Here is a 23,370-nt window from a genome sequence, read left to right on the forward strand (position 1 = left end):
GGAGGGCCCTGCGCAACCTATCGAGCCACCTTAGCGGCCTGCGCCGGCCCTTCGCAACCGGGCCTCCGGCGGTCGCTGCGGACGCGCCGGACTACTTCCGCAAAGCGTTCGTCTCACCAACCGTCCGGGCAGGCCTGCATCATGGTCTGCAAGTCCAGTTCCGAGCTGAAGGCTTCGGGCGCACGATCCAGAACGTCGCTGATGAAGTCGCGGCGGCACCGCGCGTCCTCGGCATCCTCCGCCGGGGCAGGGGCATCGTGTGTTTGCAGGATCGCGCCGAGGCGCGTCCAGATCGTCGGGGTGAGTGTCAGGGTGGTCATTGCGGGTCCTCCTCAGCCAGGTGCCCTGAAAGCTTACGCTAGGTCACATAATTCTGGAATTCACTGGCGCGTTGTGCTGGTCTTCATGAATGAAGAGCGATTTCGCCAACTGGTCGGACGTGCGGGTGTTTCTGGCCGTGGCCCGCCACGGCTCGACACTGGCCGCGTCGAAGGTGCTCAACATGGCGCAACCCACCGTGGCCAGAAGGATCGAGGCGCTGGAACAGGCGCTGAAGCTCGACCTGTTCGAACGCGACACCCGGGGGTTTCACCTCACAGCGCAGGGGCAACCCCTATTGGCGGCGGCCGAGGCAATGGAGCAGGCCGCGCGCCACCTGTGCGACATCGCCCAGAATGCGCGGCGCGTGGATTTCTGCCCGATCCGCATCACCTTTCCCGCGGCCAACCATTCCGCGAAATTCGCCCCGATCCTGTCGGAATTCAAAGCGCTGCGCCCGGGAACCGAGTTCGAGTTCATCTCGACACACGAGGTGGTCGACCTCTGCGCCGGCAAGGCCGACGTGGGCTTGCGCTTCGCCCGCGAAATCACCGACGAACGCCTGATCTGCACCAAGCTATCGCGCGTGGTTTCAACGCTTTATGCGTCACGGGCCTATGCCGTGGCCCACGGGCTGCCGAGAAATGTGTCGGAATTCGCCGGGCACCGTTTCGTGGTGCTGGATCATGCGAGCCTGACCCATGGCATCAGCGATTGGCTGAAAGACAGGATCGCGCCCGATCAGATTGTCTCTCGCAGCAGCGATCCCGAAAGCCTGGTCGGGCCGGTGCTTGCCGGGCTGGGCATCGGCCCCTTGCCGCTGTTGCTGGCTGCCGACCATTCCGACCTGGTGCCCTGTTTCGACCCGCCCGCTGAGACCGAGGTGTCCGCCTGGTTGGTGATCTCGCCCGAAGCCTACAAGCGCCCCGAGGTGAAGGCCTTTGCCAGGTTCTTCGCGCCGCGGTTCCGGGCCTTATTCGACCGCTCGGAATGAAAGGCCCCGGTCCGGCACTTCTCAGCGCCCTGAGACACGGCAATTGCAGTTCGCACGACCGTCCAGCAGTTCAGCGAGATTTTCTCCGTGTCACAGCCTGCGTACGCCCTGTCGGTCAAGCTCTTTGTGAATGGCACCAAGATCGGCGCCATCCAATTCCGATTTCGACTTCACGGCCTGGGCTGCCGCAATACCCGCACCTTGGCCCGCAACCGCACAGCACGCCATGTTGCGCGTGGCGGCGTGGGCGATGCGGTCCCCTCCGGTGGCACGTCCTGCCACCAGCAATCCCTTGATTTTCTTGGGCAGCAACGATCGATAGGGAATGTGCATGTAGCGCCCCGTCGTCGGCAAGATGAGGATCCCGTAGCCGTCGATGAACTCCGGGTAGATGCCGATACTATCCTCGAACCGCGCCTCATGACGCACATCGGTTTCCGTCATGTTGTAAGCCGCATCGATCTTGCGCGTATCCCGCACCCCCAGCGTCATGCCGAAGTTGCGCAGGCGGACGCCCTCGCATCCGGGTGCAAACCGGCGCAATGCCTCGATGGCCATCATCGCCTGCCGGCGACCTTCGATTTCGAAATGAGTAAGATCCTTGGGGTCGGTCCCATCGCAATTGTCCAGATGGACAAGGTTCATATAGGTCATCTCACCGCTATCGTGCACCGCACCCCAGGTGCCCGCGATGGTGGTCAGATCCGCTGGGATAACCCCGGCCTTGCGCGCGGCTTCAAACGGCTTCTTGAGGAAGGGCGAAAACATTTCGTCTTCCTTACCGTCGGTCTCGACCGTCCATTCGCCTGTTGACCAATCCGAATAGGTTTGCGGGTTCGCGCGCACGTCTTCCATGAACCTTGCCTTGTCCACCCCCGCGACGTGGAACATGACGCTCGCGGCTTGCAGCTCTTCCCGAGGAGGATGCGTCACCGGCGCCCCGGCGCGGTGGGCGATGTCTGCATCGCCTGTTGCGTCGATCACGACTTTGCCAAGGATGGCTTCGCGCCCCGCCTTGGATTCCGTGATGATGCCGATAACCCGGTCGCCCTCCATAATCGGCGCGACGAACAGGCGATGCAGCATCGGCGTTATGCCAGCTTCCTCGACCAGCCGATCTGCAACCACCTTGAACCCTTCGCTGTCGAGCTCGTAGCTCAGGGACTGCGCTTCAGGAACAGCGGCGCCCATCGCCTTGGCCCGCTCTTCGAATTCGCGCCCGATACCGTTTGCTTCCATGGTCTTTTCATGGCGGTACCAGGCAAAGCCCTCGACCCCGACGGTGGTGATGTTGCCACCAAAGCAACCGAAACGTTCCACCAGCGTGACATCCACCCCCGAGCGCGCCGCAGCCAGGGCTGCCGCCAGGCCTCCGGGGCCTGCGCCGACAACCAGGACATCCGTGCGATGTACGACATCAATCTGGCGGGAAGGCTCAGTGATCTGCATTTCTTGCCTCACTCACAAGGATAGGATTTCCGGCTATGCGCCGTGCTCGCGCTTCCCCCACCGTTTAGCAACACCCGGGGTAAGAAACAGCCAAGGAAAGCAGCTGTTTGTGCAGCAGCGGCGAACAGCCGCGTCGCCCCGTACAGTCGACCTCAAAGACAGATGGCTCCCGAAGAACCTTCGGGAGCCATCGTGGGATATGCCGTCGTCCCGACCAAAGGCTGACCAACCGTACGGGGCCCGTTTAAAGTCGGGGTCCTTGCCGTTGGTTGGCCGGTCTCAGGCCGCCACCGCGCCTTCGGGAACCTTGGCGCCGGTCATGTAGGCCACGGCATCCGACATCGTGTGCTCCTTCGGGTCGATCACGCAAAGCCGCTTGCCCAGCCGGTGGATGTGGATCCGGTCGGCCACTTCGAACACATGCGGCATGTTGTGGCTGATCAGGATGATCGGGATGCCGCGCGACTTCACGTCCTGGATCAGCTCCAGCACCTTGCGGCTTTCCTTGACCCCCAGCGCCGCCGTCGGTTCGTCGAGGATGATCACCTTCGATCCGAAGGCCGCCGCCCGCGCCACCGCCACACCCTGGCGCTGACCACCTGACAGCGTCTCGACCGCCTGGTTGATGTTCTGGATCGTCATCAGGCCCAGCTCGCTCAGCTTCTCGCGGGCAAAGCGCTCCATCTCCTTCTTGTCGAGCTTGCGGAACCACTTGCCCATGAAGTCCTTCCGCACGATCTCGCGGCCCATGAACATGTTGTCGGCAATCGACAGCGCGGGCGACATCGCCAGCGTTTGATAGACCGTCTCGATCCCGGCCTTGCGGGCGTCGATCGGCGACTGGAAGTGCACCGGCCTGCCGTCCAGTTCGACCTCGCCCTGGTCGGGGATCACTGCCCCCGACACCGCCTTGATCAGCGTCGACTTGCCGGCCCCGTTGTCGCCGATCACCGCGAGGATCTCGCCCGGATAGAGCTCGAAGTCGCAATGATCCAGCGCGGTCACCTTGCCATAGCGTTTGACGAGGTTCGTTCCCTTGAGAATAGGTTGCATCACGCGGTCACCTTTCTGATCCACTGGTCCACGGCCACGGCCGCGATGATGAGCGCGCCGATCAGCAGGAAGGTCCACTGCGGATTGGCCCCCGCCATGCGCAGCCCCAACTCGAACACCCCGACGATCAGCGCCCCGAAGAACGCGCCAAGGATCGAGCCGCGCCCGCCGAACAGTGAGATACCCCCGATCACCACGGCGGTAATCGCTTGGATGTTGCCGATCACTCCGGTCGTAGCCGAAGGCGAGACCGAACCGAACCGCCCGATCATCACCCAGCCCGCCAAGGCGCAGATGAAACCCACCAGCATGTAGACCGACATCAGCGTCCTGTGCACGTCGACACCGGCCAGTTGCGCGGCCTCGGGGTCATCGCCCACGGCATAGACGTGCCGGCCCCAGGCGGTGGAGCGCAGCGCATAGGCCAACGCCGCCACCAGCCCGATCATCAGGAAGACGCCCAGCGTGAAGCGCGCCCCGCCGACGTCGAAGGTGGTGCCGAGGAATTGCAGGAACGGTGCTTCGGCCTCGATATCCTGCGACCGGATCGTCTCGTTCGCGGAATAGAGATAGGTCGCCGCCAGCACGATCTGCCACATGCCCAGCGTCACGATGAAGGGCGGCAGTTTCATGCGGCTGACCAGCCAGCCGTTCGCCGCGCCGATCCCGGTGCCCACGACAAGGCCCACGATCACCGCGATGAAGGGCGGCATGCCATAGTCGAAGGACACCTTGCCCATCACCACCGTGCAGAGCACCGCGATGGCCCCCACCGACAGATCGATCCCCGCCGTCAGGATGATCAATGTCTGCGCTGCCGCCAGCACGCCCACGATCTGCACCTGTTGCAGGATCAGCGTCAGCGCGAAGGGCGAGAAGAACTTGGAGCCCAGCACCAGCCCGAAGATGACGGTGGCGGCAACCAGCACGATCAGCGGCACCAGCGCCGGGGTAGAGTGCAGGATGTCGTGGAACCGGCCCACGAAGCCCTTGTGCGGCGCATCGAACGAGGCGACGTCGCTCGACGCCCCGCTGGTGGCCGCTTCGTAATTGTCCGCATTGGACATGGATGCCTCCCGGAATGGAATGGAACGCTTGGCGTTCGGAAACAGAAACGGGGACGGGCAGGCAGCGCGCCCCCGGGTTGTGTCAGCTTGCGTGGAATGGTGCCGTTGCGTCAATCGCCGCGTGGCTGCGCCGCGTCCCGGACCTGATCCGGGCCCTCGTGGCCGGCTGCGGGCGATGGCCCCGGATCACGTCTGGGGCGGGTGGGGGTCCGGTGCCGGACCCCCGAACTGCCAGACCGCGCGTGGACGGCCCGGCGGTCCCGTATCAGCCCCAGCAGAGCTCCTTGCCCTCTTCGACCGAGATCGACTCGACGCCGTCCACCGCCTCATCGGTCACGAGCGCGACACCGGTGTCGAAGAAGTCCTTGCCTTCCGAGGCTTCCGGCTTCGCGCCGCTCTCGGCGAAAGCTGCAATCGCCTCGATACCCAGCGAGGCCATCTTAAGCGGATACTGCTGCGAGGTCGCGCCGATCACGCCGGCCTCAACGTTGTCCACACCGGGGCAACCACCATCGACCGAGACGATCAGCACGTCATTCTCACGACCAATCGCCTTCAGCGCCTCATAAGCGCCCGCGGCGGCGGGTTCGTTGATGGTATAGACCACGTTGATCGACGGATCGGTGGCCAGCAAGTTCTCCATAGCGCGGCGGCCGCCTTCTTCGTTGCCCTGGGTCACGTCGTTGCCGACAATGCGGGCGTCGTCCTCGTCACCCCATTTGTTGGGGTCCTTCAGGTCGATGCCGAAGCCCTGCAGGAAACCCTGGTCGCGGAGCACGCCCACGGTGGGCTGGCTGATGGCAAGGTCGAGCATCGCGATCTTGGCATTGGCGGCCTCGTCGCCCAGCTTGGCGGCGGCCCATTTGCCGATCAGCTCACCGGCAAGGAAGTTGTCGGTGGCAAAGGTCATGTCGGCAGCGTCGATCGGATCGAGCGGTGTGTCGAGTGCGATCACCAGAATACCCGCGTCACGCGCCTGCTGCACCGAAGGCACGATCCCCGAGGTGTCGGAGGCGGTGATCAGGATACCCTTGGCGCCGTTGGCGATGCAGGTCTCGATCGCCTGGACCTGGGTCTCGTTGTCGCCGTCGACCTTGCCGGCATATGAGTTCAGCTCGATGCCAAGTTCTTCGGCCTTCGCGGTGGCACCTTCGCGCATCTTCACGAAGAACGGGTTGGTGTCGGTCTTGGTAATCAGGCAGGCCGAGATCGAATGGCTGCCGGCGGATGCCGCGCCGGCAAAGCCCGCACACGTAATGGCTGTACCAATAAGAAGCTTTTTCATTCTGTCCTCCCAAAGACATAATATAGTACCGATCACTGGACCGGTTCTCCCAACTCGCCCATGGTGAGCGAGTACAATGATAAAACACGATTCGCGACGCGGCGTCAATTAATAAGTCAGGTTGATTTATTAATTGACGCGTGTAAAATTTGAGGCAGGAGGACCGGGCATATGACGCAGGAACACAACCGAAGCTTCAGCAGCGGCGTGAACCAAAGCGGGGTGCGGGACTACAACGAGCGCCTGCTTCTCAGCATGATCCAGCGCATGGGGGCCCTGCCGGGAAGCGACATCGCACGGCAGGCGGGTCTCTCGGCACAGACGGTTTCTGTGATCCTGCGCTCGCTGGAAGCCGACGGTGTCCTTATCAAGGGCGATCCGCAGCGCGGTCGCGTCGGCAAGCCCCGCATCCCGATGCAACTCAACCCCGCCGGTGCCTTCTCGGTCGGGCTCAAGATCGGACGCCGCACGGCGGACCTCGCGCTGATGGACCTGACCGGCAAGGTCCGCGCCCAGAAGCAGCTGTTCTACAGGTTCCCCAATGCCACCGCGGTCTTCGATTTCCTCCGCGACGGTCTGGCCGAGATGGTCGATGCTCTGCCATCCGTCCAGCAGACCCGGATCTCCGGCATCGGCATTGCCGCGCCCTCGGAGCTTTGGAAAAGCTACGATGTGATCGGCGCCGACGCCCGCGACTACCAATCGTGGAAGGGCATCGACATGGCGCAGGAAACCGCCCGCTTCTCCGACCTTCCGGTTTCGGTCATCAATGACGCCACCTCGGCCTGCTATGCCGAAAACACCTTCGGCCGCGGCCGCGACTTCCGCGACTACGCGTATTTCTTCATCGGTGCCTTCGCCGGCGGCGGCGTGGTGATGAACCACACGGTCTTCGAAGGCCATCGCGGCAACGCCGGCGCGCTCGGCTCGCTGATGAGCCGCAATGCCAAGGGCGCGGCAACCCAGCTGCTCGACGTTGCCTCGATCTTCCGCCTCGAAAACGCGATCCGCGATGCCGGTGGCGATCCTCGGCAGCTCTGGGCGCAGGGCGCCGACTGGTCCGACTTCGAAGACCAGCTCGGGCCGTGGATCGAAACCGCCTCGCAGGATCTTGCGATGGCGGCGCTCAGCTGCTGTGCCGTCATCGACTTCGAGGCCGTCCTGATCGACGGCGCCTTCCCCGAGGCGGTCCGCGACCGCCTCACCCGGCGCACCGCCGAAAAGGCCGATCAGATCGGCACCGTCGGGGTTCTGCGCCCGATCATCGCCGAGGGACAGGTGGGCGCCAACGCCCGCGTTCTGGGCGCCGCCTACCGACCCATCGCATCGCGATATTTCCTCGGCTCCGGCGGTCTCAGCGGCGCGGCCTGACCCGCGCAAAAGGCTGCCAATACGACATTGGTACATATCGCAAGTTTTCGCGCACCCCTGTAACCTAAGTGCTTTTAAGGGTATTGTTTCGGAACAGGGTATGGGGCGCCAGACTGCCTAGGGGGCACGAGTGCAGGTTGACAATTGGCTGCGCGAGCACGGACTGGAAACCTACGGTCCCCGCTTCGCCGCGCACGACATCGGCCCCGACATCCTCGGGACGCTGACCGAAGACGACCTGCGTGAAATCGGCCTTCCGCTCGGCGCGCGCCGCCGCTTCCTCAAGGCCGCGGCCAACCTCCGCGTCGGCCCGCCGGTGCCCTCTCCCGACGATGGGGAACACCGCCAGATCACCGTCCTGTTTTGCGATATCGTCGGGTTCACCGGCCTGTCGACGATGATGGACCCCGAGGATCTGCAGGCGCTGGTGACCGGCTTCGTCGAAACGATCCGCGCCGAAGTCGGCACATGGGGCGGGGCGCTGGGCAATTACCTCGGCGACGGTGTGATGGTCTACTTCGGCTGGCCGCAGGCCTACGAGGATGCGCCCGAGCGCGCCGCACATGCCGCGCAGGCGCTGCTGTGCGCGGCCGCGAAGATAACCGGCCCATCGGGCAAGCCGCTTCAGGTGCGGGTGGGCATGGCCACCGGGGTGGTCTTCGTTGGCCGCAAGCTGGCTGCCGGCACCGGGTCGGTCGACACGGTCTTCGGCCGCACGCCGATCCTCGCCGCCCGGCTCGAGGAGATGGCTGCTCCCGGTGAGGTCCTGCTCGATGCCGCCACCGCCGCGCTGCTGCCCGCCTCGGGCTTCTCCAGCACCGATGCCGGCGCCCACCGCATCAAGGGCTTCGACGAGCGGATCGGCGTCTGGCGGCTCAACTCCGTTGGGCGTCAGCGCGCTCCGGGCGGGCTGACACCAAGGCAAGCGCCGGCCCTCCCGCTCGAGGGCCGCGAGGCGCAGATGGCGCAACTGGCGGACATCTGGCAGGACGCGGCCACGGGCAAGGGCATGCAGATGGTCAGGCTGGTCGGCGAGGCCGGTATCGGCAAGAGCCACCTTGCCGCCCACTTCCTGCACCAGTGCCGGGCCTCGGGGGCGGCGGCGCATGAACTGCACTGCTGGCCCTACAACGACAACGCCACGCTCTATCCCTTCGTGGCCTGGCTCTGCCAGCGGGCCGGCATGCTGCCAGAGGCGTCGCTCGACAGCCGCCGGGCGGCCTTTTCCGACCTCGCGCAGCGCGTCGGGCTGCCGCCGTCCACCTACCTGGAGGACTTGGGCGACCTGCTCGACCTCGCGCCGCTGCCCACCGGCGAAAGCGGTGCGCGCCGCCGCGCGGCCTGGTTCCGCGCGATCTCCGACGACCTGCGCGCGCTTTGCGCGCAGGGCCCGCAGTTGCTGCTGATCGAGGATGTGCACTGGTGCGATCCGCAGACCGACTGGCTGCTGGCGACGCTGGCCGAAACCTGCGCCGACCTGCCGCTGATGATCTTCGCCACCGCCCGTCCCGGCATCCGCCCGGCCTGGGAAGGATACGCCCAGGCCCGTGAACTGGCGCTCAGCCGCATCGAACGCCCCGCCGCCCTGCGCATGGTCGACCGGCTGGCCGAAGACGGCCTGCCCGATGCGCGGACGCGCGACAGGATCGTCGATACCACGGACGGCGTACCGCTGTTCATCACCGAACTGACCCGCGACGTCATCGAACGCGGCGTCACGGCATCCTCCTCGACCGACACCCTGCAAATTCCCGCCACACTCCAGGGCGTGCTTTCGGCCCGGCTCGATTCGGCTCGCAGCGCCCGGCACGTGGCCCAGGTCGCGGCCTGCATCGGACGGGTCTTCGATGCGGGGCTGCTGGCCGCGGTCATGCCCGCCGGTCCCGGTCGGCTGACGTCCGAACTGGCCGAACTGGTGGCGCTGCGCCTGATCGAACCGCAGGGCGACCGCGCCAACCGCTACATCTTCCGCCACGCCCTGATCCAGGAGGTCGCCTACCAGTCCCAGCCTCGTGCCCGCCGCCGCGAGGTGCACGGCCGCATCGCCGACCGGCTGGCGCAGGACGCGGCCACCGACCCGCGCGAACTGGCCCACCACCTGACCGAGGCCCACCGCTTTCCCGAAGCCATCGCCCGCTGGACCGAGGCCGGCGATCGCGCCGTGAACCGTGCCGCGCTGCGCGAGGCGATGGACCACTACCGCCGCGCGCTCGATCTGCTCGATCACCTGCCCGGCGTCGACCTGCAGGACCACCGGCGCCTGACGCTGCTGCGCGCGCTCGGCCCGGTGCTTTCGGCGCACGATGGCTACGGCGCCGAGGGCGTCGGCGCGCTCTATACCGAGGCCGCGACGCTGGCCGGCCGGGTCGGCGGCCCCGATGATCGTTTCGCGGCACGGCGCGGTCTCTGGCTGTTCCACCATATGAGCGCGCAATATGCCCATGCCGAACAGGACGCTCAGGCGATGCTGGCGTTGGCCCGCGATGCCGACGCGGCCTCAAGGCTCGAAGCCAGTCGCGCGCTTGGTGCCACCGCCTTCATGATCGGCAAGCTCGACACCGCGCGCACCCATCTCGAAACCGCCATCACCGGCTATGCCTCGGGCACCGGCAGCGGGAACGCGGCGCTCTACGGCGACGATCCCGGCCTCGCTTGCATGGCTTACCTCGGCGCGACGCTGTGGTATCTCGGCGATCCCGACGCCTCGCGCCGCTGCTGCGCCGACATGCTGCACACCGCGGCCGAGGTGGGGCACCCGTTCTCGATGGCGCGCTCGCTCACCTTCGCGTCCTTCACCTATCACCTGATGCAGGACTGGGACCTTCTGCTGCCCACCGCCCAGCGCGCCGCGATGCACGCCGACCGCTACGAGTTTCCGTTCCACGCCGGTGTCGGCCGCATCCTCTGGGGCTGGGCGCTCTGCCGTCAGGGCGCCGCCGGCGACGGCTGGAAGATCATCGAGGAAGGCCACCGCCAATATGCCTCCTCCGGCAGCCAGATGCTGCAACCCTTGTACTTCTCGCTGATGGCGGGGATCTGCCAGTCCCAGGGCCGCATGGACGACGCCTGGACCTATTCGCAGACCGCCATGGCCCATCTCGACCGCAGCCAGGAGGATCTCGTCCGCCCCGAGATCCTGCGCGTCCATGGCGAGCTTTTGGCCCATCGTGGCGACCGGACCGGCGCGCTGCGCCTGCTCGACGCCTCGGCCGCGCTGGCGCGGCTGCAAAGCTCACGCTTCTGCCTGCTGCGCACCCTCACCTCGGCCGCCCGGATCGACGCCGCGCGCAAACCGGCGCTCAAAGCGGCCTTGCGGAGCTTGCCCGCCAATCTGCGCGCGCCCGAGGTCGATCAGGCGCGCGCCGCTCTGGAAGAGGTCGTCCGGTCGCGTTAACCACCCCCATGGACAACCGCTTGACGCATGAGATCTGGAACGGCGAGGCCGGCCACGACTGGGCGCGGAATCACGCCGCGCTCGACCTGTTTCTTCGCGATGCCCGCGCCCGGTTGCGCGATCTGTTGCCACTCGCCCCCGGCGCGCGCGTGCTCGAGATCGGCTCCGGCGCCGGCACCTTCGGTCTCGAACTGGCGCAGGCGGTCGGTCCGCAGGGCAGGGTGCTCGGGCTCGATGTCTCGGACCCGCTGCTGGCGCTGGCCCGGCGTCGCGCGGCAGGGCAGGGCGCTCTGAGCTTCCGCAAGCTCGACATCCAGACCGATCCCCTCGACGAAACCCCTTTCGATGCCTGCGCCTCCCAGATCGGCATGATGTTCTTCGGCCAACCGGTGCAGGCGCTCTCCCGCATCCGCGCGGCCCTCAGGCCCGGTGGCGTGATCGCCTTCAACGGGTGGGGCACCGGCGACAATCCATGGTTCTCTCTGCCGATCGCCGTGGCCGAGCGGCACCTCGGCCCGCTGCCCCCGGCCCCGGCGGGCGATGCGCCGCCGCCCGGACCCATGGCCTTCGCGGATGTGACTTATGTTACAGGGATTTTGACCCGCGCAGGGTATACTATGGTGGAAGGATGGCAGGAGGACATCGCCATCCGGCACCCCGACGGTCTGGAGGCGCTCATGCAGTCCATTTCATATGTCGGCCCGATCTCGACCCTCTATCGGCTGAAGGGCCCGGATTCGGAAAGTCAACTTCAGATTGCGCGGGCCATCCGCGACGCCTTTGGCCGCTTCGCCCGCTCCGACGGCTCGGTCTGCCTGCCCGCGTCGATGACCTTCTACCGCGCCGTCGCGTCATGACCGGTGAGGCGCTCTGGCTGCTCGGCCTGTTGCTGGCACTCCAGTGCAAGCATCTCGCCGCCGACTTCCTGTTCCAGACCCGCAACATGCTGGCCCATAAGGGCACCTACGGGCACCCCGGCGGGCTGCTCCATGCCGGCCTGCACGGCGGGCTGAGCCTTGTCATCCTGCTGGCCCTCGGTCTTGGGGCTGTCGCGGCGCTGGCGCTGACGGCGGCCGAGACGCTGGTGCACTACCACGTCGACTGGGGCAAGGAACGCTGGAACCGCCGCCACGAAGCCACCCCGACAGACGCCCGCTACTGGTACGCCTTCGGCGCCGACCAGTGGCTGCATCAGGTGACCTACCTCGCCATGGCGCTGATCGCGGTCGGGCAGGCCGGCTGACGGGGCGACAGGCTTCCCCGAGGTCAAATCGCACTACCAACTGGCGGCGCGGCGTTGTAAAGCCGGGGCCATCCCGTTCCCAAACCCGAAAAGCCCATCATGTCAGACGAATTCTACCGCCTCAGCCTGCTGCCCCCCTATGTCATCGCCGAAGTCACCGCGATGCGCGCGGCCGCCCGGCGCGCCGGCAAGGACGTGATTGATCTGGGCATGGGCAATCCCGACCTGCCGCCGCCGCAGCACGTCATCGACAAGCTGATCGAAGTGGCGCAAAAGCCCGACGCCCACGGCTATTCCCAATCCAAGGGCATCCCGGGACTGCGCCGGGCACAGGCAAACTACTACGGCACAAGGTTCAACGTCGATCTCGACCCCGAGACCGAGGTCGTCGTCACCATGGGCTCGAAGGAAGGGCTGGCCAGCCTCGCCACCGCGATCACCGCGCCCGGGGACGTGGTGCTGGCGCCCGATCCCTCCTACCCGATCCACACCTTCGGTTTCATAATGGCCGGCGCCACCATCCACGCGGTGCCCACCACGCCCGACGACTACTACTTCGAATGCCTCGAACGCGCCGTCGCTGACTGCCGCCCGAAACCCAAGGTGCTGGTGGTCAACTACCCGTCGAACCCGACGGCCGAGACCGTGGACATCGCCTTTTACGAACGCCTCGTGGCCTTCGCCAAGGAAAACAGCCTCTACGTGATCTCCGATCTCGCCTATTCCGAGCTCTACTACGACGGCAAGCCGACCCGCTCGATCCTCGAAGTGCCCGGCGGCAAGGATGTCGCGGTCGAATTCACCTCGCTGTCGAAAAGCTATTCCATGGCCGGCTGGCGGATGGGCTTCGCGGTCGGCAACCCCAAGCTCATCGCCGCCATGACGCGGGTCAAATCCTACCTCGACTATGGGGCCTTCACGCCGATCCAGGCCGCCGCCTGCGCCGCGCTGAACGGCCCTCAGGACATCGTCGCCGAGAACCGCGCCCGCTATCAGAACCGCCGCGACGTGATGGTGGAAAGCTTCGCCCGGGCCGGGTGGGAAATCCCCGCGCCCGCCGCCTCGATGTTCGCCTGGGCACCGCTGCCGCCGGCGATGGCCCATCTGGGCTCGCTCGAGTTCTCCAAGCAGATGCTGAGCAATGCCAACGTCGCGGTCGCGGCCGGGGTCGGCTACGGCCCGCGCGGCGAAGGCTACGTCCGCATCGCCATGGTCGAGAACGAACAGCGCATTCGCCAGGCCGCGCGCAACGTCAAACGCTGGTTCCAGTCCGAGGGCATCAACGCGCCCGCGCAGGGCGGCTAGGGTCCGCAGCGAAGGGTCCGGCCCGCAGGGGGCCGGTCCCTCCTGTCTCAATAGGCGCAGAAGATATCCTGCGGATCGTCCACCGATTGCCAGCAGGCCTGATTGTCGGGCATGCGCTTGAACATGCCGCGCCGGAAGGTCTGGTCCATCTTCTCGTCGCGATAGAACATCTCGCCCAAGCCCGGGCTGTGGATCGACAGCATCATGATGCCATGGGTCTTCGACCGGGCGGTAAAGCTGCCGTCGTTGCCGTCGAACGTGAACTCGCAGTGGTAATCGCCGATAACGCCGGTAAAGCACGTGGCGGATTTCGCGGAAAGCGCGGTCGCCCCAAGCGCTGCGGCGGCGGCGATCAATGCGGTGCCCAGCGGGGCGCGCAGGGTAGTCAAGGCCATTCAGGTCTTCCTTATATGCTCAGACGAAATCAGGGGCGCGCCGCACAGGGCGGTCGGACCACCCCTGGCAGTGTCAGTAATCGATGAAATCGCAAAGGTGCCCGTCGTGGACCCAACCGAACACCTTGATCGGCGTGTTGCGATCCAGCCTTTTGCCTTCCGGCGAGAACGAGCGGTGGGCAGTTCTGACCCAGATCCAGTTACCTTGCCGTTTGTTGGTATCGACAACGACCAGCGCCAGCCGCTTCAGCTTGCGCTTGATCTTGGACTTGCTATTGGGCTTGCTGCGGATCGACAGGTAGCCATCCGGTCCATTGACATTGCAGACCATCGAATGGGCCGTGCCCGGCGCGTTGTAGGGCCAGGACATCTCCCGCGACAGGCCGGTCAATTCAATGCTGCCGTAATCGGCCTCCTCGGCCATTGCGCCACCGGTCAGCGCAAGGGCGAGCACGCCGCCCGCAATCACTTTCTTCAACATTGAAGTCTCGTCTCCCTTGAAATCATTCAGATAGTTCCGCCCTTCCCGACGCATGATTCTGGACAAGCCATTCCATGACAAGCAGTGACCTTGCGTCAGCTCGCGCCGAGGTGAGACCGCGCCGTGACGGTCGGAGCAGCGAACCAGCCGACACTCTGTGGGCTGTCAGCCGATATCTGATAAAGGGAAATGGTGGAGCCTAGGGGAGTCGAACCCCTGACCTCTACAATGCCATTGTAGCGCTCTACCAACTGAGCTAAGGCCCCGGACCGATGACGCATCGTCCTCGTGGCGTGCGTCATAGGCAAAGGCGCGGGGAGGTTCAAGCGAAAATCTGCCCCCCGGCACCAGATTTTGTCACATCACGAGTCGTCGTCTTCCGACGCCACATCCGCGATCTCGTCGAGCGACACGTTGTCGTCGTCATCGTCGTCTTCCAGCAGGTCGTCGTCGAGATCGACATCGACGTCATCGGCGTCATCCTCGATCACCGCGTCCTCTTCCTTGGCCTTCGACTTGGCCGTGACCGCGTCTTCGGCATCGGCTTCGATCATCCGGTTCTTGGAGGCGTCGAACTCCAGCGTCTCGCCGGTGTAGGGGCTGACGATCGGGTTGGCGTTCAGGTCGTAGAACCGTTTGCCGGTGGTCGGGCAAACACGTTTGGTTCCCCATTCTTCCTTGGGCATGGGCATCCTTTCAGAGCATTCCGTCTTGCGGGCAATTGCGGTCCCCTGCCATAACACGCATGCGGTGTCAAAGCCTTTGCCGCGGGCCGGGTTGAGAGGGTCATATGGGCCAGCACGTTCTTGCCGGCAACCCCCCGGTTGCCCTGCGTCTGCGCACCTCGGCGCGTGCGCGTCGGATCACGCTGCGGATCTCGGCGCTCGACGGCACCGTGACGCTGACCCGTCCGCGCAATATCCCCGAGCGCGAAGCACTGGAATTCGCCCGCGAGAAAGAGGCATGGCTGCGCGGTCACCTCGCCCGTCAGGACGACGGCTTCGATGTGGGCTACGGTGTGCCGCTTCCGGTCGAGGGCCGCCTGCTGACTGTCGCGCCTGGCCCTGGCCGCTCTGTCCGCATCGAAGAGGGGAGCCTCATGGTCCCCGGCACCCCCGACCGCTGCGCCGCCCGCGTCGCCGGGTTCCTCAAGGCCCGCGCCCGCGCCCGGCTGGCCGAGGCCTCCGACCGCTACGCCGCCCGGCTGGGCCGCCCCTACACAAAGCTCACCCTCCGCGACACACGCTCGCGCTGGGGCAGCTGCACGTCGCAGGGAGGGCTGATGTATTCATGGCGGCTGATCATGGCCCCGCCCGACGTGCTGGATTACGTCGCCGCGCACGAGGTCGCGCATCTGGCCGAGATGAACCACTCCGCCGCCTTCTGGGCCGTGGTGAAGCAGCTCTACGGTCCGTGGGAGGCGCAGCGCCGCTGGCTACAGGGCGAAGGCGCGGCGCTTCACCGCATCCGCTTCACCTGACGCCGGGCTTGCGGCTGCTTGCGTTTGTGATCACACTCGGCACCATGCTGGTCAATCCCAAGCCCGACACCGCGTCCTCGACCCACGACAGGGTCTACCGCCGCCTCAGGTCGCAGATCATGTATGGCGAAATCGCCCCCGGCGTGGCGCTGACCCTGCGCGGCATCGGCGCCGAATACGGCGTCTCGATGACACCCGCGCGCGAAGCGGTGCGCCGGCTGGTGGCCGAGGGCGCGCTGTCGCTGTCGTCATCGGGCCGCGTCTCCACGCCGGAGCTGTCGAACGACCGGATCGAGGAACTGGCCGCCCTGCGTTCGCTGATCGAGGTCGAACTGGCCAGCCGCGCCCTGCCGCGCGCGCACATCGCCCTGATCGAACGGCTGCAGAGCATCAACACGGTGATCGCGGACGTCATTTCAAACCGCGATGCGGTGGGCTACATCCGCGCCAACCTCGATTTCCACCGCACGCTCTACCTCCGCGCCCAGGCCCCGGCGATGCTGGCGATGGCGGAAACCGTCTGGCTGCAACTCGGTCCCACAATGCGGGCCCTCTATGGCCGGCTGCGGCGCACCGAAGCGCCACACTATCACCGCCTGATCATCGCCGCGCTGAAGGCCGGGGACGAACCCGGCCTGCGGCTTGCCGTGCGCTCGGACGTGACACAGGGTTTGCGGATGCTGACCAACTGAGGCGATTGCACTCCCTGCGCGGAATCAAGGGCGAAGCCCGCCGCGCAATCCCCGACCTCCCCCACGGGGAGGCGATATGGTGTGGGATGTGTGACGGTCAGAAGGTCTACGGCAACTGAGGTATCAAGTGGCTTTCACTGGTATCGGATCGCCTCCCCGGAGGTCGCCGACTGCGCGGCTCAGCGCCCGGCCCGAGATTGCGGTACCCCGCCCCGGACCCGATCCGGGGCCTCTCGCCCAGCCTGACCCGGAGGTCCCGGATCAGGTCCGGGACACGGGCGCTCTTACGCCGCCAGCCCCTTCGACCCCAGGTCCAGGAACTTCTGCCGCCGTTCGCGGCGCAGCGTATCGCCGTCCTTGCCCTGCAACTCGTCCAGCATCAGCCCGATCGTGCGGCCCACGCTCTTCATCGTTCCAGACCGGTCGCGCTGCGCACCGCCCAGCGGTTCGGGAATGATCCGGTCGCAGACCCCCAGCTTGTGCAGATCCTGCGCCGTCAGCCGCAGCGCCTGCGCCGCTTCGCGCATCTTCTCGGCATCCTTCCACAGGATCGAGGCGCAGCCCTCGGGCGAGATCACCGAATAGACCGAATGCTCCAGCATCGCCACCCGGTTGGCCGTGGCAAAGGCCACCGCCCCGCCCGAGCCGCCCTCGCCAATGATCACAGACACCAGCGGCACCCGCACCGCGAGGCAGGCCTCGGTCGACCGCGCAATGGCCTCGGACTGGCCGCGCTCTTCCGCGCCCTTGCCGGGATAAGCCCCGGCCGTGTCCACCAGCGTGATCACCGGCAGGCCGAAGCGGTCGGCCATGTCCATCAGCCGCGCCGCCTTGCGATAGCCCTCGGGCCGCGCCATGCCGAAATTGCGGTCCAGCCGCGACTGCGTGTCGTGGCCCTTCTCGTGGCCGATCACCATCACCGGCCTGTCGCCCAGCCGCGCCAGCCCGCCGATCACCGCAAGGTCCTCGCCGAACTGGCGGTCGCCGGCCAGCGGCGTGAACTCGGTGAAAAGCGTCTCGATGTAATCCTTGCAATGCGGCCGTTGCGGATGCCGCGCCACCTGGCATTTCCGCCACGGCGTCAGGTCCTTGTAGAGATCCTTGAGCATCGACGCGGCCTTGCGGTCCAGTGCGCCGGCCTCTTCGTCCACGTCCATCGGATCGTCGCTCTGCCGGGCGATGGCCCGCAACTCTTCGGCCTTGCCCTCGATCTCGGCCAGCGGTTTCTCAAAATCGAGATAATGCGCCATCCCACACTCCTTTGCTTGCGCCCGTATATGGCGCGGCGCGGGCGGGGATGCAATAATGCAGGCGTCAGGACCGGCTCAGGCCGCCGCCAGCAGTGCCGGCACCAGCGACGCCAGCAGCAGCGCCGCCATCGCCCGGTTGAACCATCGCAGATGCCCCGGATCGCGCAGGAAACGCCGCAGCTCGCGGCCCAGCACCACCCAGGTCGTGGTGCTGATCATCCCAACGGCGACATAGACGCCCGCGACCCAGAGCACCGATTGCAGATCGCGCCCGGCGGCGTAGAGCGTGATCGCGCTCAGCCCCATCGACCAGGCCTTGGGATTGACCCACTGAAAGCCCGCCGATTGCAGAAAGGTCAGCGGTCGCGCCCGCCTGCGGCCGGCGTCCTCCGGCACGTCGCCCGGCGGCGCGGCATGGGCGATCTTCCACGCCAGGAACAGCATGTAGAGGACCGAGCCCACCATCAGCACGCCGCGCAACGGCGGCCAGAGGTCGAACACCCGCATCACCCCCAGCCCCACCAGCAGCACCATTGCCGGGAAACCCAGGATGATGCCCAGCATGTGCGGCAGGCTCGGCCGGAACCCGAAATTCGCGCCCGAGGCCATCAGCATCAGGTTGTTCGGCCCCGGTGTGATGACGGTGACGAAGGCAAAGGCGGCCAGAGCGGTGAAGATCTCGACGGTCATGGCCGGAGATGTGACGCAAAACACCCGCAATGGAAATCGCAAAATGCGCGCCGGGACCGCGACACCAAAGGCCGCAGCCCCACGCAAACTCGGATCAGCCGCCCGCGATCATCTCGGATTGCTTCACGATCACCTCGGCCTGCTTGATCGACGCGATATCCACCAGACGCCCCTTGTAGACCGTGGCGCCTTCGCCCTTGGCCTTGGCCTCCTCCATCGCGGCGAGGATCTCGCGCGCCTCGCTCACCGCCTCCTCAGACGGGGTGAACACCTCGTTGGCCAGCGCGATCTGCTTGGGGTGGATGGCCCACTTGCCCACCATCCCCAGCGTCGCCGACCGCAGCGCCTGCGCGCGGAAGCCGTCGTCGTCGCTGAAATCGCCGAACGGCCCATCCACCGGCAGCACGCCATGGGTGCGGCAGGCCGCGACAATCGCCGCCTGCGCCCAGTGCCACGGGTCCGACCAGTGCTTTTCACCGTTCCGCGCCATGTAGTAGTTCTCTTGCGTGCCGCCGATGCCGGTCGTCGCCATGCCCATCGACGCCGCGAAATCCGCCGCGCCAAGGCTCATCGCCTGCAACCGGGGCGAGGCGGCGGCGATTTCCTCGACATGCGCGATCCCGGCGGCGCTTTCGATGATCACCTCGAAGGCGATCTTCTTCGACCGTCCCTTGGCCGCCTCGACCGCCGTCACCAGCGCGTCCACCGCATAGATATCGCCGGCGCAGCCGACCTTGGGGATCATGATCTGGTCCAGTCGCTCCGGCGCCTGCTCTAGCAGGTCCACAACGTCACGATACCAATAGGGCGTGTCCAGCCCGTTGATCCGCACGCTCAGCCACTTCTTGCCCCAGTCGATGTCGCCGATCGCCTGGATGATGTTCTGACGTGCGCTGTCCTTGTCCGACGGGGCCACCGAATCCTCGAGGTCGAGGTTGATGACATCCGCCTCCGACGCGGCCATCTTCTCGAAGATCGCCGGGCGCGAGCCGGGGCCGAACAGCTGGCAGCGATTCGGACGGGCGGCGGGCTGGGGCTGGATACGGAAGGACATGGCGGACCTCTTGAGTAAGGAAGTTGCGTCTTGCTGGCTTCAAGCGATATGAAATTGCGTGGCGCTCCGCAAGGTAATTTTGCAGGTGCAGCATTCGGCTGCCGCCGCGTCGCACCGCCCGCGCCCGCACCCCGATGCCGCGCACGATCCTTCGATAAAGCCGCCTCTCGGCGCAAGCCTCTGCGGAATAAGCCGATGGATGCGGTGAAATAGGCATGGCGCGCGGGGCGTGGGATGCTACGAGTCTGTGCAAATCTGCGACAGGAGCCTTCGATGATCGAAACCCCCTACCTGCTGTTTCTCGGCGACGCCCCCGATGGACTCGCCGCCAAGGTCGCGCAGGGCATCAAGGACTGGCGGCCCGAGAACGCCGTCGGCCAGTACCGGATGGCGGGCTGCGGCGCTGATCTCGGCCTTGCCGACATGACCCTCGCAGAGGCGCGCGAAGCCGGGGCGAAGACGCTCGTGGTCGGTGTCGCCAACCGCGGCGGGGTGATCTCGCCGGCATGGAAAGAGGTGCTCCTCGCGGCGCTGGATCAGGGCTTCGACCTCGCCTCCGGCCTGCACAACCTGCTGCGGGACGAGCCCGACCTTGTCGAAAAGGCCCGCGCCTGCGGCCGCGCACTGCACGACGTGCGCGTTCCCGACACCGCCTATCCCATCGCCAACGGCGTCAAACGCACCGGCAAAAGGGTGCTGGCGGTGGGCACCGATTGTTCGGTCGGCAAGATGTACACCGGGCTGGCGCTGGACCGCGCGATGCAGGCGAGGGGCCTGAAAAGCACCTTTCGCCCGACTGGCCAGACCGGCATCCTGATCACCGGCGAGGGCGTGCCGCTGGATGCGGTGGTCGCCGATTTCATGGCCGGCGCGGTGGAATGGCTGACGCCCGACAACGATGCCGACCATTGGGACATCATCGAAGGGCAGGGCAGCCTGTTCCACGTCTCCTTCTCCGGCGTGACCCTCGCGCTGATCCACGGCGGCCAGCCCGACGCGCTGATCCTGTCGCATGAACCCACCCGGAGCCACATGCGCGGCCTGCCGGACTATGGCCTGCCCTCGCTGGAGGCGCTGCGCGACATGGCGCTGCCGCTGGCGCGGATCGCCAATCCCGCGTGCCAGGTGGTGGGCGTTTCGATCAACACCGCCAACATGGCCGAGGACGCGGCGCTCCGCTACCTCGCGGAGGTCGAAGACCGCATGGGCCTGCCCACCGTCGATCCGTTCCGTCAGGGCGCGGACCGGCTGGCAGAGGCGCTGACGGCGCTGTAGCGTGCCGCAGCGGGCGGAGGCGCGCGCGGACGGGGCAGGAGCCTCCGGCGGGAGTTTATCGGGCAAGATGAAGGAGCGGGTGTGAGTATCACGGTGACACGCGACGTGTTTCGGCTGGCGGAGGTGTTCACCATCTCGCGCGGGTCGCGGACCGAGGCGCAGGTGCTGACGGTGACGGTGACGCGCGGCGGTGTGACGGGCCGGGGCGAATGCGTGCCCTATGCCCGCTACGGCGAAACGATGGACACGGTGGCGGCCGAGATCGCCGGACTGCCCGACGCGATCACCCGCGGCGAGTTGCAGCAGGCGCTGCCCGCCGGGGCCGCCCGCAACGCACTCGATTGCGCGCTGTGGGATCTCGAGGCGAAGCAGGCCGGCTGCCGGGTCTGGGACCTTGCCGGGCTGCCTGCACCGGGGCCCGAGATCACCGCCTACACGCTGTCGCTGGATACGCCAGAGGCGATGCGCGCACAGGCCGCGAAACACGCCCACCGCCCGCTGCTCAAGATCAAGCTCGGCACCCCCGACGACATGCCCCGGCTCGAGGCGGTCCGCACCGGGGCGCCCAAGGCCGGGATCATCGTCGACGCCAACGAGGGCTGGAGCGCCGAGGTCTACGCCGATCTCGCCCCGCACCTGCTGCGGCTGGGGGTGGAGCTGGTCGAGCAGCCCCTGCCCGCCGGCGAGGATGACGCGCTGCTGGGACTGGCGCGGCCGCTGCCGGTCTGCGCCGACGAAAGCTGCCATGACCGCGCCTCGCTGGCCGGCCTCAAGGGCAAGTACGATATGGTCAACATCAAGCTCGACAAGACCGGCGGCCTGACCGAGGCTCTGGCCCTGCGCGACGCCGCCCGCGCCGAAGGCTACGGCGTCATGGTGGGCTGCATGGTCGGCTCGTCGCTGGCGATGGCGCCCGCCGTGCTGCTGGCGCAGGGCGCCGCCGTGATCGACCTCGACGGGCCGCTGCTGCTGGCCGAGGACCGCGAGCCGCCACTGACATTCGACACCGCCGGGGTGCATCCGCCCGCCGCGGCGCTCTGGGGGTGACGATGGCCCACGCGGTGATCTGGGATTGCGAGTTCCTGACCGACGCCGGCGCGCCGCAGCGCTTCTGGTGCGGACCGCAGGACCCCGACCCGATCCTCGTGCAACTGGGCGCGGTCCGGCTGTCGCTGGAAAGCGATTTCGCGCTGGACGAGCAGTTCGAGGCGCTGGTGACCCCCATCGACCGCCATGGCGCCCGGGTGCCGCTGTCGGCGCTGTTCACCCGGCTGACCGGGTTGACCGAGGACCGCCTGACGGACGAGGGCCAGCCATTGCGCGACGCATTGGCCGCTTTCGACGCCTTCGCCGGTGCCGCCCCGTTCTGGGCCTGGGGCAAGGACGAATTTAACGCCGTGGCGATCAGCTGCTACGTCGCCGGAATCACGCCGCCGATCCCTGCCGACCGGTTCGGCAACGCCCCGGTCCTCTTGCAAGGCGCCGGTGTCCCCCTAAAGGACATCCACGCGCTGCGCTCCAACACCATGACCGCCCACTTCGGCATCGACTGTCCCGACCTGCGCGGCCATGACGCTGTCGGCGACGCGGTCTCGGTCGCGCTTGTCCTGCAACACCTGCTGCGGCAGGGACGGCTTCTGCCCGACGATTTCACCCTGCATCCCTGACCCGCACCCACGCGCAACCGGAGACCCGCCATGACCCGCACCGTCTACGTCAACGGAGACTACCTGCACGAAACCGAAGCCAAGGTCTCGATCTTCGACCGTGGCTTCCTGATGGCCGATGGCGTCTACGAGGTGACCTCGGTGCTGGACGGCAAGCTGATCGACTTTGCCGGCCACGCGCGGCGGCTGCGCCGGTCGCTGGCGGAACTGGACATGGAGATGCCGATGGAGGACGACACCCTGCTGGCGATCCACCGCGAGCTGATCACCCGCAATGACATCGACGAGGGCCTCGTCTACCTCCAGATCACCCGCGGCGCGCCCGCAGACCGGGACTTTTCCTTCCCCGATCCCGAGACGACACCGCAGACCGTGGTGCTCTTCACCCAGTCGAAGCCCGGCCTCGCCGACAGCCCGGCGGCGCGGCGCGGTATCAGCGTGATCTCGATCGAGGACATCCGCTGGGGCCGCCGCGACATCAAGACGGTGCAGCTACTCTATCCCTCGATGGGCAAGATGATGGCCAAGGCCGCCGGCGCCGACGACGCCTGGATGGTCGAGGACGGCCATGTCACCGAAGGCACCTCGAACAACGCCTATATCGTCAAGGACGGCCGCATCATCACCCGCGCGCTGTCGACCGACATCCTGCACGGAATCACCCGCGCCGCCGTGCTGCGGTTCGCCGAAGAGGCGCAGATGCAGGTCGAGGAACGCAGCTTCACGCTGGACGAGGCGCTTCAGGCCGACGAGGCCTTCATCACCTCGGCGTCGACCTTCGTCATGCCGGTGGTGCGCCTCGACGGGCAGGACCTGGGCGACGGCACGCCCGGCCCGGTTGCGACCCGCCTGCGCCAAATCTACATAGACGAGAGCCGCAAGGCCGCCACCTGACCCGCGCCCCGGC

23 protein-coding genes and 1 tRNA gene are annotated in these 23,370 nt (G+C 66.6%); 12 read left to right on the forward strand and 12 right to left on the reverse strand.

Annotated features, from left to right (window positions below; all coding sequences use genetic code 11):
* Positions 1–113: 113 nt before the first annotated feature.
* Positions 114–320 carry a hypothetical protein gene (locus AC04PT_RS08370; RefSeq protein ID WP_482873197.1) on the reverse strand — a complete coding sequence of 69 codons (207 nt, stop codon included), beginning with the start codon at positions 318–320 and terminating at the stop codon, positions 114–116.
* A gap of 89 nt (positions 321–409) precedes the next feature.
* Here AC04PT_RS08370 and AC04PT_RS08375 point away from each other — a divergent pair, with 89 nt between their 5' ends.
* Positions 410–1,312: a LysR family transcriptional regulator gene (locus tag AC04PT_RS08375; RefSeq protein ID WP_482873198.1), complete on the forward strand. Its 903-nt coding sequence runs from the start codon at positions 410–412 to the stop codon at positions 1,310–1,312.
* Between the two features lie 90 nt (positions 1,313–1,402).
* Here the strand turns inward: AC04PT_RS08375 and AC04PT_RS08380 are convergent, their stop codons facing one another.
* The 4 genes from AC04PT_RS08380 to AC04PT_RS08395 all read right to left on the reverse strand — a co-directional run bounded on the left by AC04PT_RS08380 (position 1,403) and on the right by AC04PT_RS08395 (position 6,166).
* Complete coding sequence (locus tag AC04PT_RS08380; protein ID WP_482873199.1) at positions 1,403–2,761, reverse strand: FAD-dependent oxidoreductase; 1,359 nt, start codon at positions 2,759–2,761, stop codon at positions 1,403–1,405.
* 279 nt (positions 2,762–3,040) lie between these two features.
* Complete coding sequence (locus tag AC04PT_RS08385) at positions 3,041–3,814, reverse strand: ATP-binding cassette domain-containing protein (RefSeq protein WP_482873200.1); 774 nt, start codon at positions 3,812–3,814, stop codon at positions 3,041–3,043.
* The gene (locus AC04PT_RS08390) at positions 3,814–4,881 is read right to left on the reverse strand and encodes an ABC transporter permease (RefSeq protein ID WP_482873201.1); all 1,068 of its coding nucleotides are present in this window, start codon (positions 4,879–4,881) and stop codon (positions 3,814–3,816) included. Before AC04PT_RS08390 ends, AC04PT_RS08385 begins: the two co-directional genes overlap by 1 nt.
* A 265-nt stretch (positions 4,882–5,146) precedes the next feature.
* Complete coding sequence (locus AC04PT_RS08395; RefSeq protein ID WP_482873202.1) at positions 5,147–6,166, reverse strand: substrate-binding domain-containing protein; 1,020 nt, start codon at positions 6,164–6,166, stop codon at positions 5,147–5,149.
* Positions 6,167–6,337: 171 nt separating this feature from the next.
* On the opposite strand from AC04PT_RS08395, the gene AC04PT_RS08400 reads away from it, so the two are divergent.
* From AC04PT_RS08400 to AC04PT_RS08420, 5 genes are all read left to right on the forward strand, one after another.
* Positions 6,338–7,537 carry an ROK family protein gene (locus AC04PT_RS08400; protein WP_482873203.1) on the forward strand — a complete coding sequence of 400 codons (1,200 nt, stop codon included), beginning with the start codon at positions 6,338–6,340 and terminating at the stop codon, positions 7,535–7,537.
* A 130-nt stretch (positions 7,538–7,667) separates the two neighbouring features.
* Positions 7,668–10,931, forward strand: a complete 3,264-nt coding sequence (locus AC04PT_RS08405) for an adenylate/guanylate cyclase domain-containing protein (RefSeq protein WP_482873204.1) — start codon at positions 7,668–7,670, stop codon at positions 10,929–10,931.
* 8 nt (positions 10,932–10,939) lie between these two features.
* Entirely contained in the window at positions 10,940–11,788 is an 849-nt protein-coding gene (locus tag AC04PT_RS08410) for a class I SAM-dependent methyltransferase (protein ID WP_482873205.1), read from the forward strand.
* Entirely contained in the window at positions 11,785–12,174 is a 390-nt protein-coding gene (locus tag AC04PT_RS08415) for a DUF3307 domain-containing protein (RefSeq protein WP_482873206.1), read from the forward strand. Before AC04PT_RS08410 ends, AC04PT_RS08415 begins: the two co-directional genes overlap by 4 nt.
* A 99-nt stretch (positions 12,175–12,273) precedes the next feature.
* Positions 12,274–13,479 (forward strand): LL-diaminopimelate aminotransferase, encoded by a 1,206-nt coding sequence (locus AC04PT_RS08420; RefSeq protein WP_482873207.1) that lies wholly within the window; start codon positions 12,274–12,276, stop codon positions 13,477–13,479.
* Between the two features lie 47 nt (positions 13,480–13,526).
* On the opposite strand, the gene AC04PT_RS08425 is transcribed toward AC04PT_RS08420, so the two are convergent.
* The 4 genes from AC04PT_RS08425 to AC04PT_RS08440 all read right to left on the reverse strand — a co-directional run bounded on the left by AC04PT_RS08425 (position 13,527) and on the right by AC04PT_RS08440 (position 15,041).
* A complete protein-coding gene (locus AC04PT_RS08425; RefSeq protein WP_482873208.1) occupies positions 13,527–13,874 on the reverse strand; it encodes a hypothetical protein in 348 nt (115 codons plus the stop codon).
* 73 nt (positions 13,875–13,947) lie between these two features.
* Positions 13,948–14,421, reverse strand: a complete 474-nt coding sequence (locus AC04PT_RS08430; protein ID WP_482873209.1) for a hypothetical protein — start codon at positions 14,419–14,421, stop codon at positions 13,948–13,950.
* Positions 14,422–14,545: 124 nt separating this feature from the next.
* A tRNA-Ala gene (locus AC04PT_RS08435) sits at positions 14,546–14,621 on the reverse strand.
* 96 nt (positions 14,622–14,717) lie between these two features.
* Entirely contained in the window at positions 14,718–15,041 is a 324-nt protein-coding gene (locus tag AC04PT_RS08440) for a TIGR02300 family protein (RefSeq protein ID WP_482873210.1), read from the reverse strand.
* A 104-nt stretch (positions 15,042–15,145) separates the two neighbouring features.
* On the opposite strand from AC04PT_RS08440, the gene AC04PT_RS08445 reads away from it, so the two are divergent.
* Complete coding sequence (locus AC04PT_RS08445; RefSeq protein ID WP_482873211.1) at positions 15,146–15,835, forward strand: M48 family metallopeptidase; 690 nt, start codon at positions 15,146–15,148, stop codon at positions 15,833–15,835.
* 44 nt (positions 15,836–15,879) lie between these two features.
* Positions 15,880–16,527 (forward strand): GntR family transcriptional regulator, encoded by a 648-nt coding sequence (locus AC04PT_RS08450; protein ID WP_482873212.1) that lies wholly within the window; start codon positions 15,880–15,882, stop codon positions 16,525–16,527.
* A gap of 284 nt (positions 16,528–16,811) precedes the next feature.
* Here AC04PT_RS08450 and AC04PT_RS08455 read toward each other — a convergent pair whose 3' ends face one another.
* From AC04PT_RS08455 to AC04PT_RS08465, 3 genes are all read right to left on the reverse strand, one after another.
* Positions 16,812–17,777, reverse strand: a complete 966-nt coding sequence (locus AC04PT_RS08455) for an acetyl-CoA carboxylase carboxyltransferase subunit alpha (protein WP_482873213.1) — start codon at positions 17,775–17,777, stop codon at positions 16,812–16,814.
* Between the two features lie 75 nt (positions 17,778–17,852).
* Positions 17,853–18,467, reverse strand: a complete 615-nt coding sequence (locus AC04PT_RS08460) for a LysE family translocator (protein ID WP_482873214.1) — start codon at positions 18,465–18,467, stop codon at positions 17,853–17,855.
* 94 nt (positions 18,468–18,561) lie between these two features.
* The gene (locus tag AC04PT_RS08465) at positions 18,562–19,521 is read right to left on the reverse strand and encodes an L-malyl-CoA/beta-methylmalyl-CoA lyase (RefSeq protein WP_482873215.1); all 960 of its coding nucleotides are present in this window, start codon (positions 19,519–19,521) and stop codon (positions 18,562–18,564) included.
* A 273-nt stretch (positions 19,522–19,794) separates the two neighbouring features.
* Between AC04PT_RS08465 and dgcN the strand changes: the two genes are divergently transcribed.
* The 4 genes from dgcN to AC04PT_RS08485 all read left to right on the forward strand — a co-directional run bounded on the left by dgcN (position 19,795) and on the right by AC04PT_RS08485 (position 23,357).
* Complete coding sequence (gene dgcN / locus AC04PT_RS08470; RefSeq protein ID WP_482873216.1) at positions 19,795–20,796, forward strand: N-acetyltransferase DgcN; 1,002 nt, start codon at positions 19,795–19,797, stop codon at positions 20,794–20,796.
* Positions 20,797–20,877: 81 nt separating this feature from the next.
* Positions 20,878–21,843 (forward strand): N-acetyl-D-Glu racemase DgcA, encoded by a 966-nt coding sequence (dgcA, locus tag AC04PT_RS08475; protein WP_482873217.1) that lies wholly within the window; start codon positions 20,878–20,880, stop codon positions 21,841–21,843.
* Positions 21,844–21,845: 2 nt separating this feature from the next.
* Positions 21,846–22,463 (forward strand): 3'-5' exonuclease family protein, encoded by a 618-nt coding sequence (locus tag AC04PT_RS08480; RefSeq protein WP_482873218.1) that lies wholly within the window; start codon positions 21,846–21,848, stop codon positions 22,461–22,463.
* Between the two features lie 30 nt (positions 22,464–22,493).
* Positions 22,494–23,357, forward strand: a complete 864-nt coding sequence (locus tag AC04PT_RS08485; protein WP_482873219.1) for a D-amino-acid transaminase — start codon at positions 22,494–22,496, stop codon at positions 23,355–23,357.
* Positions 23,358–23,370 lie beyond the last annotated feature (13 nt).

The organism is Litorisediminivivens sp. KMU-197 (assembly GCF_056858395.1).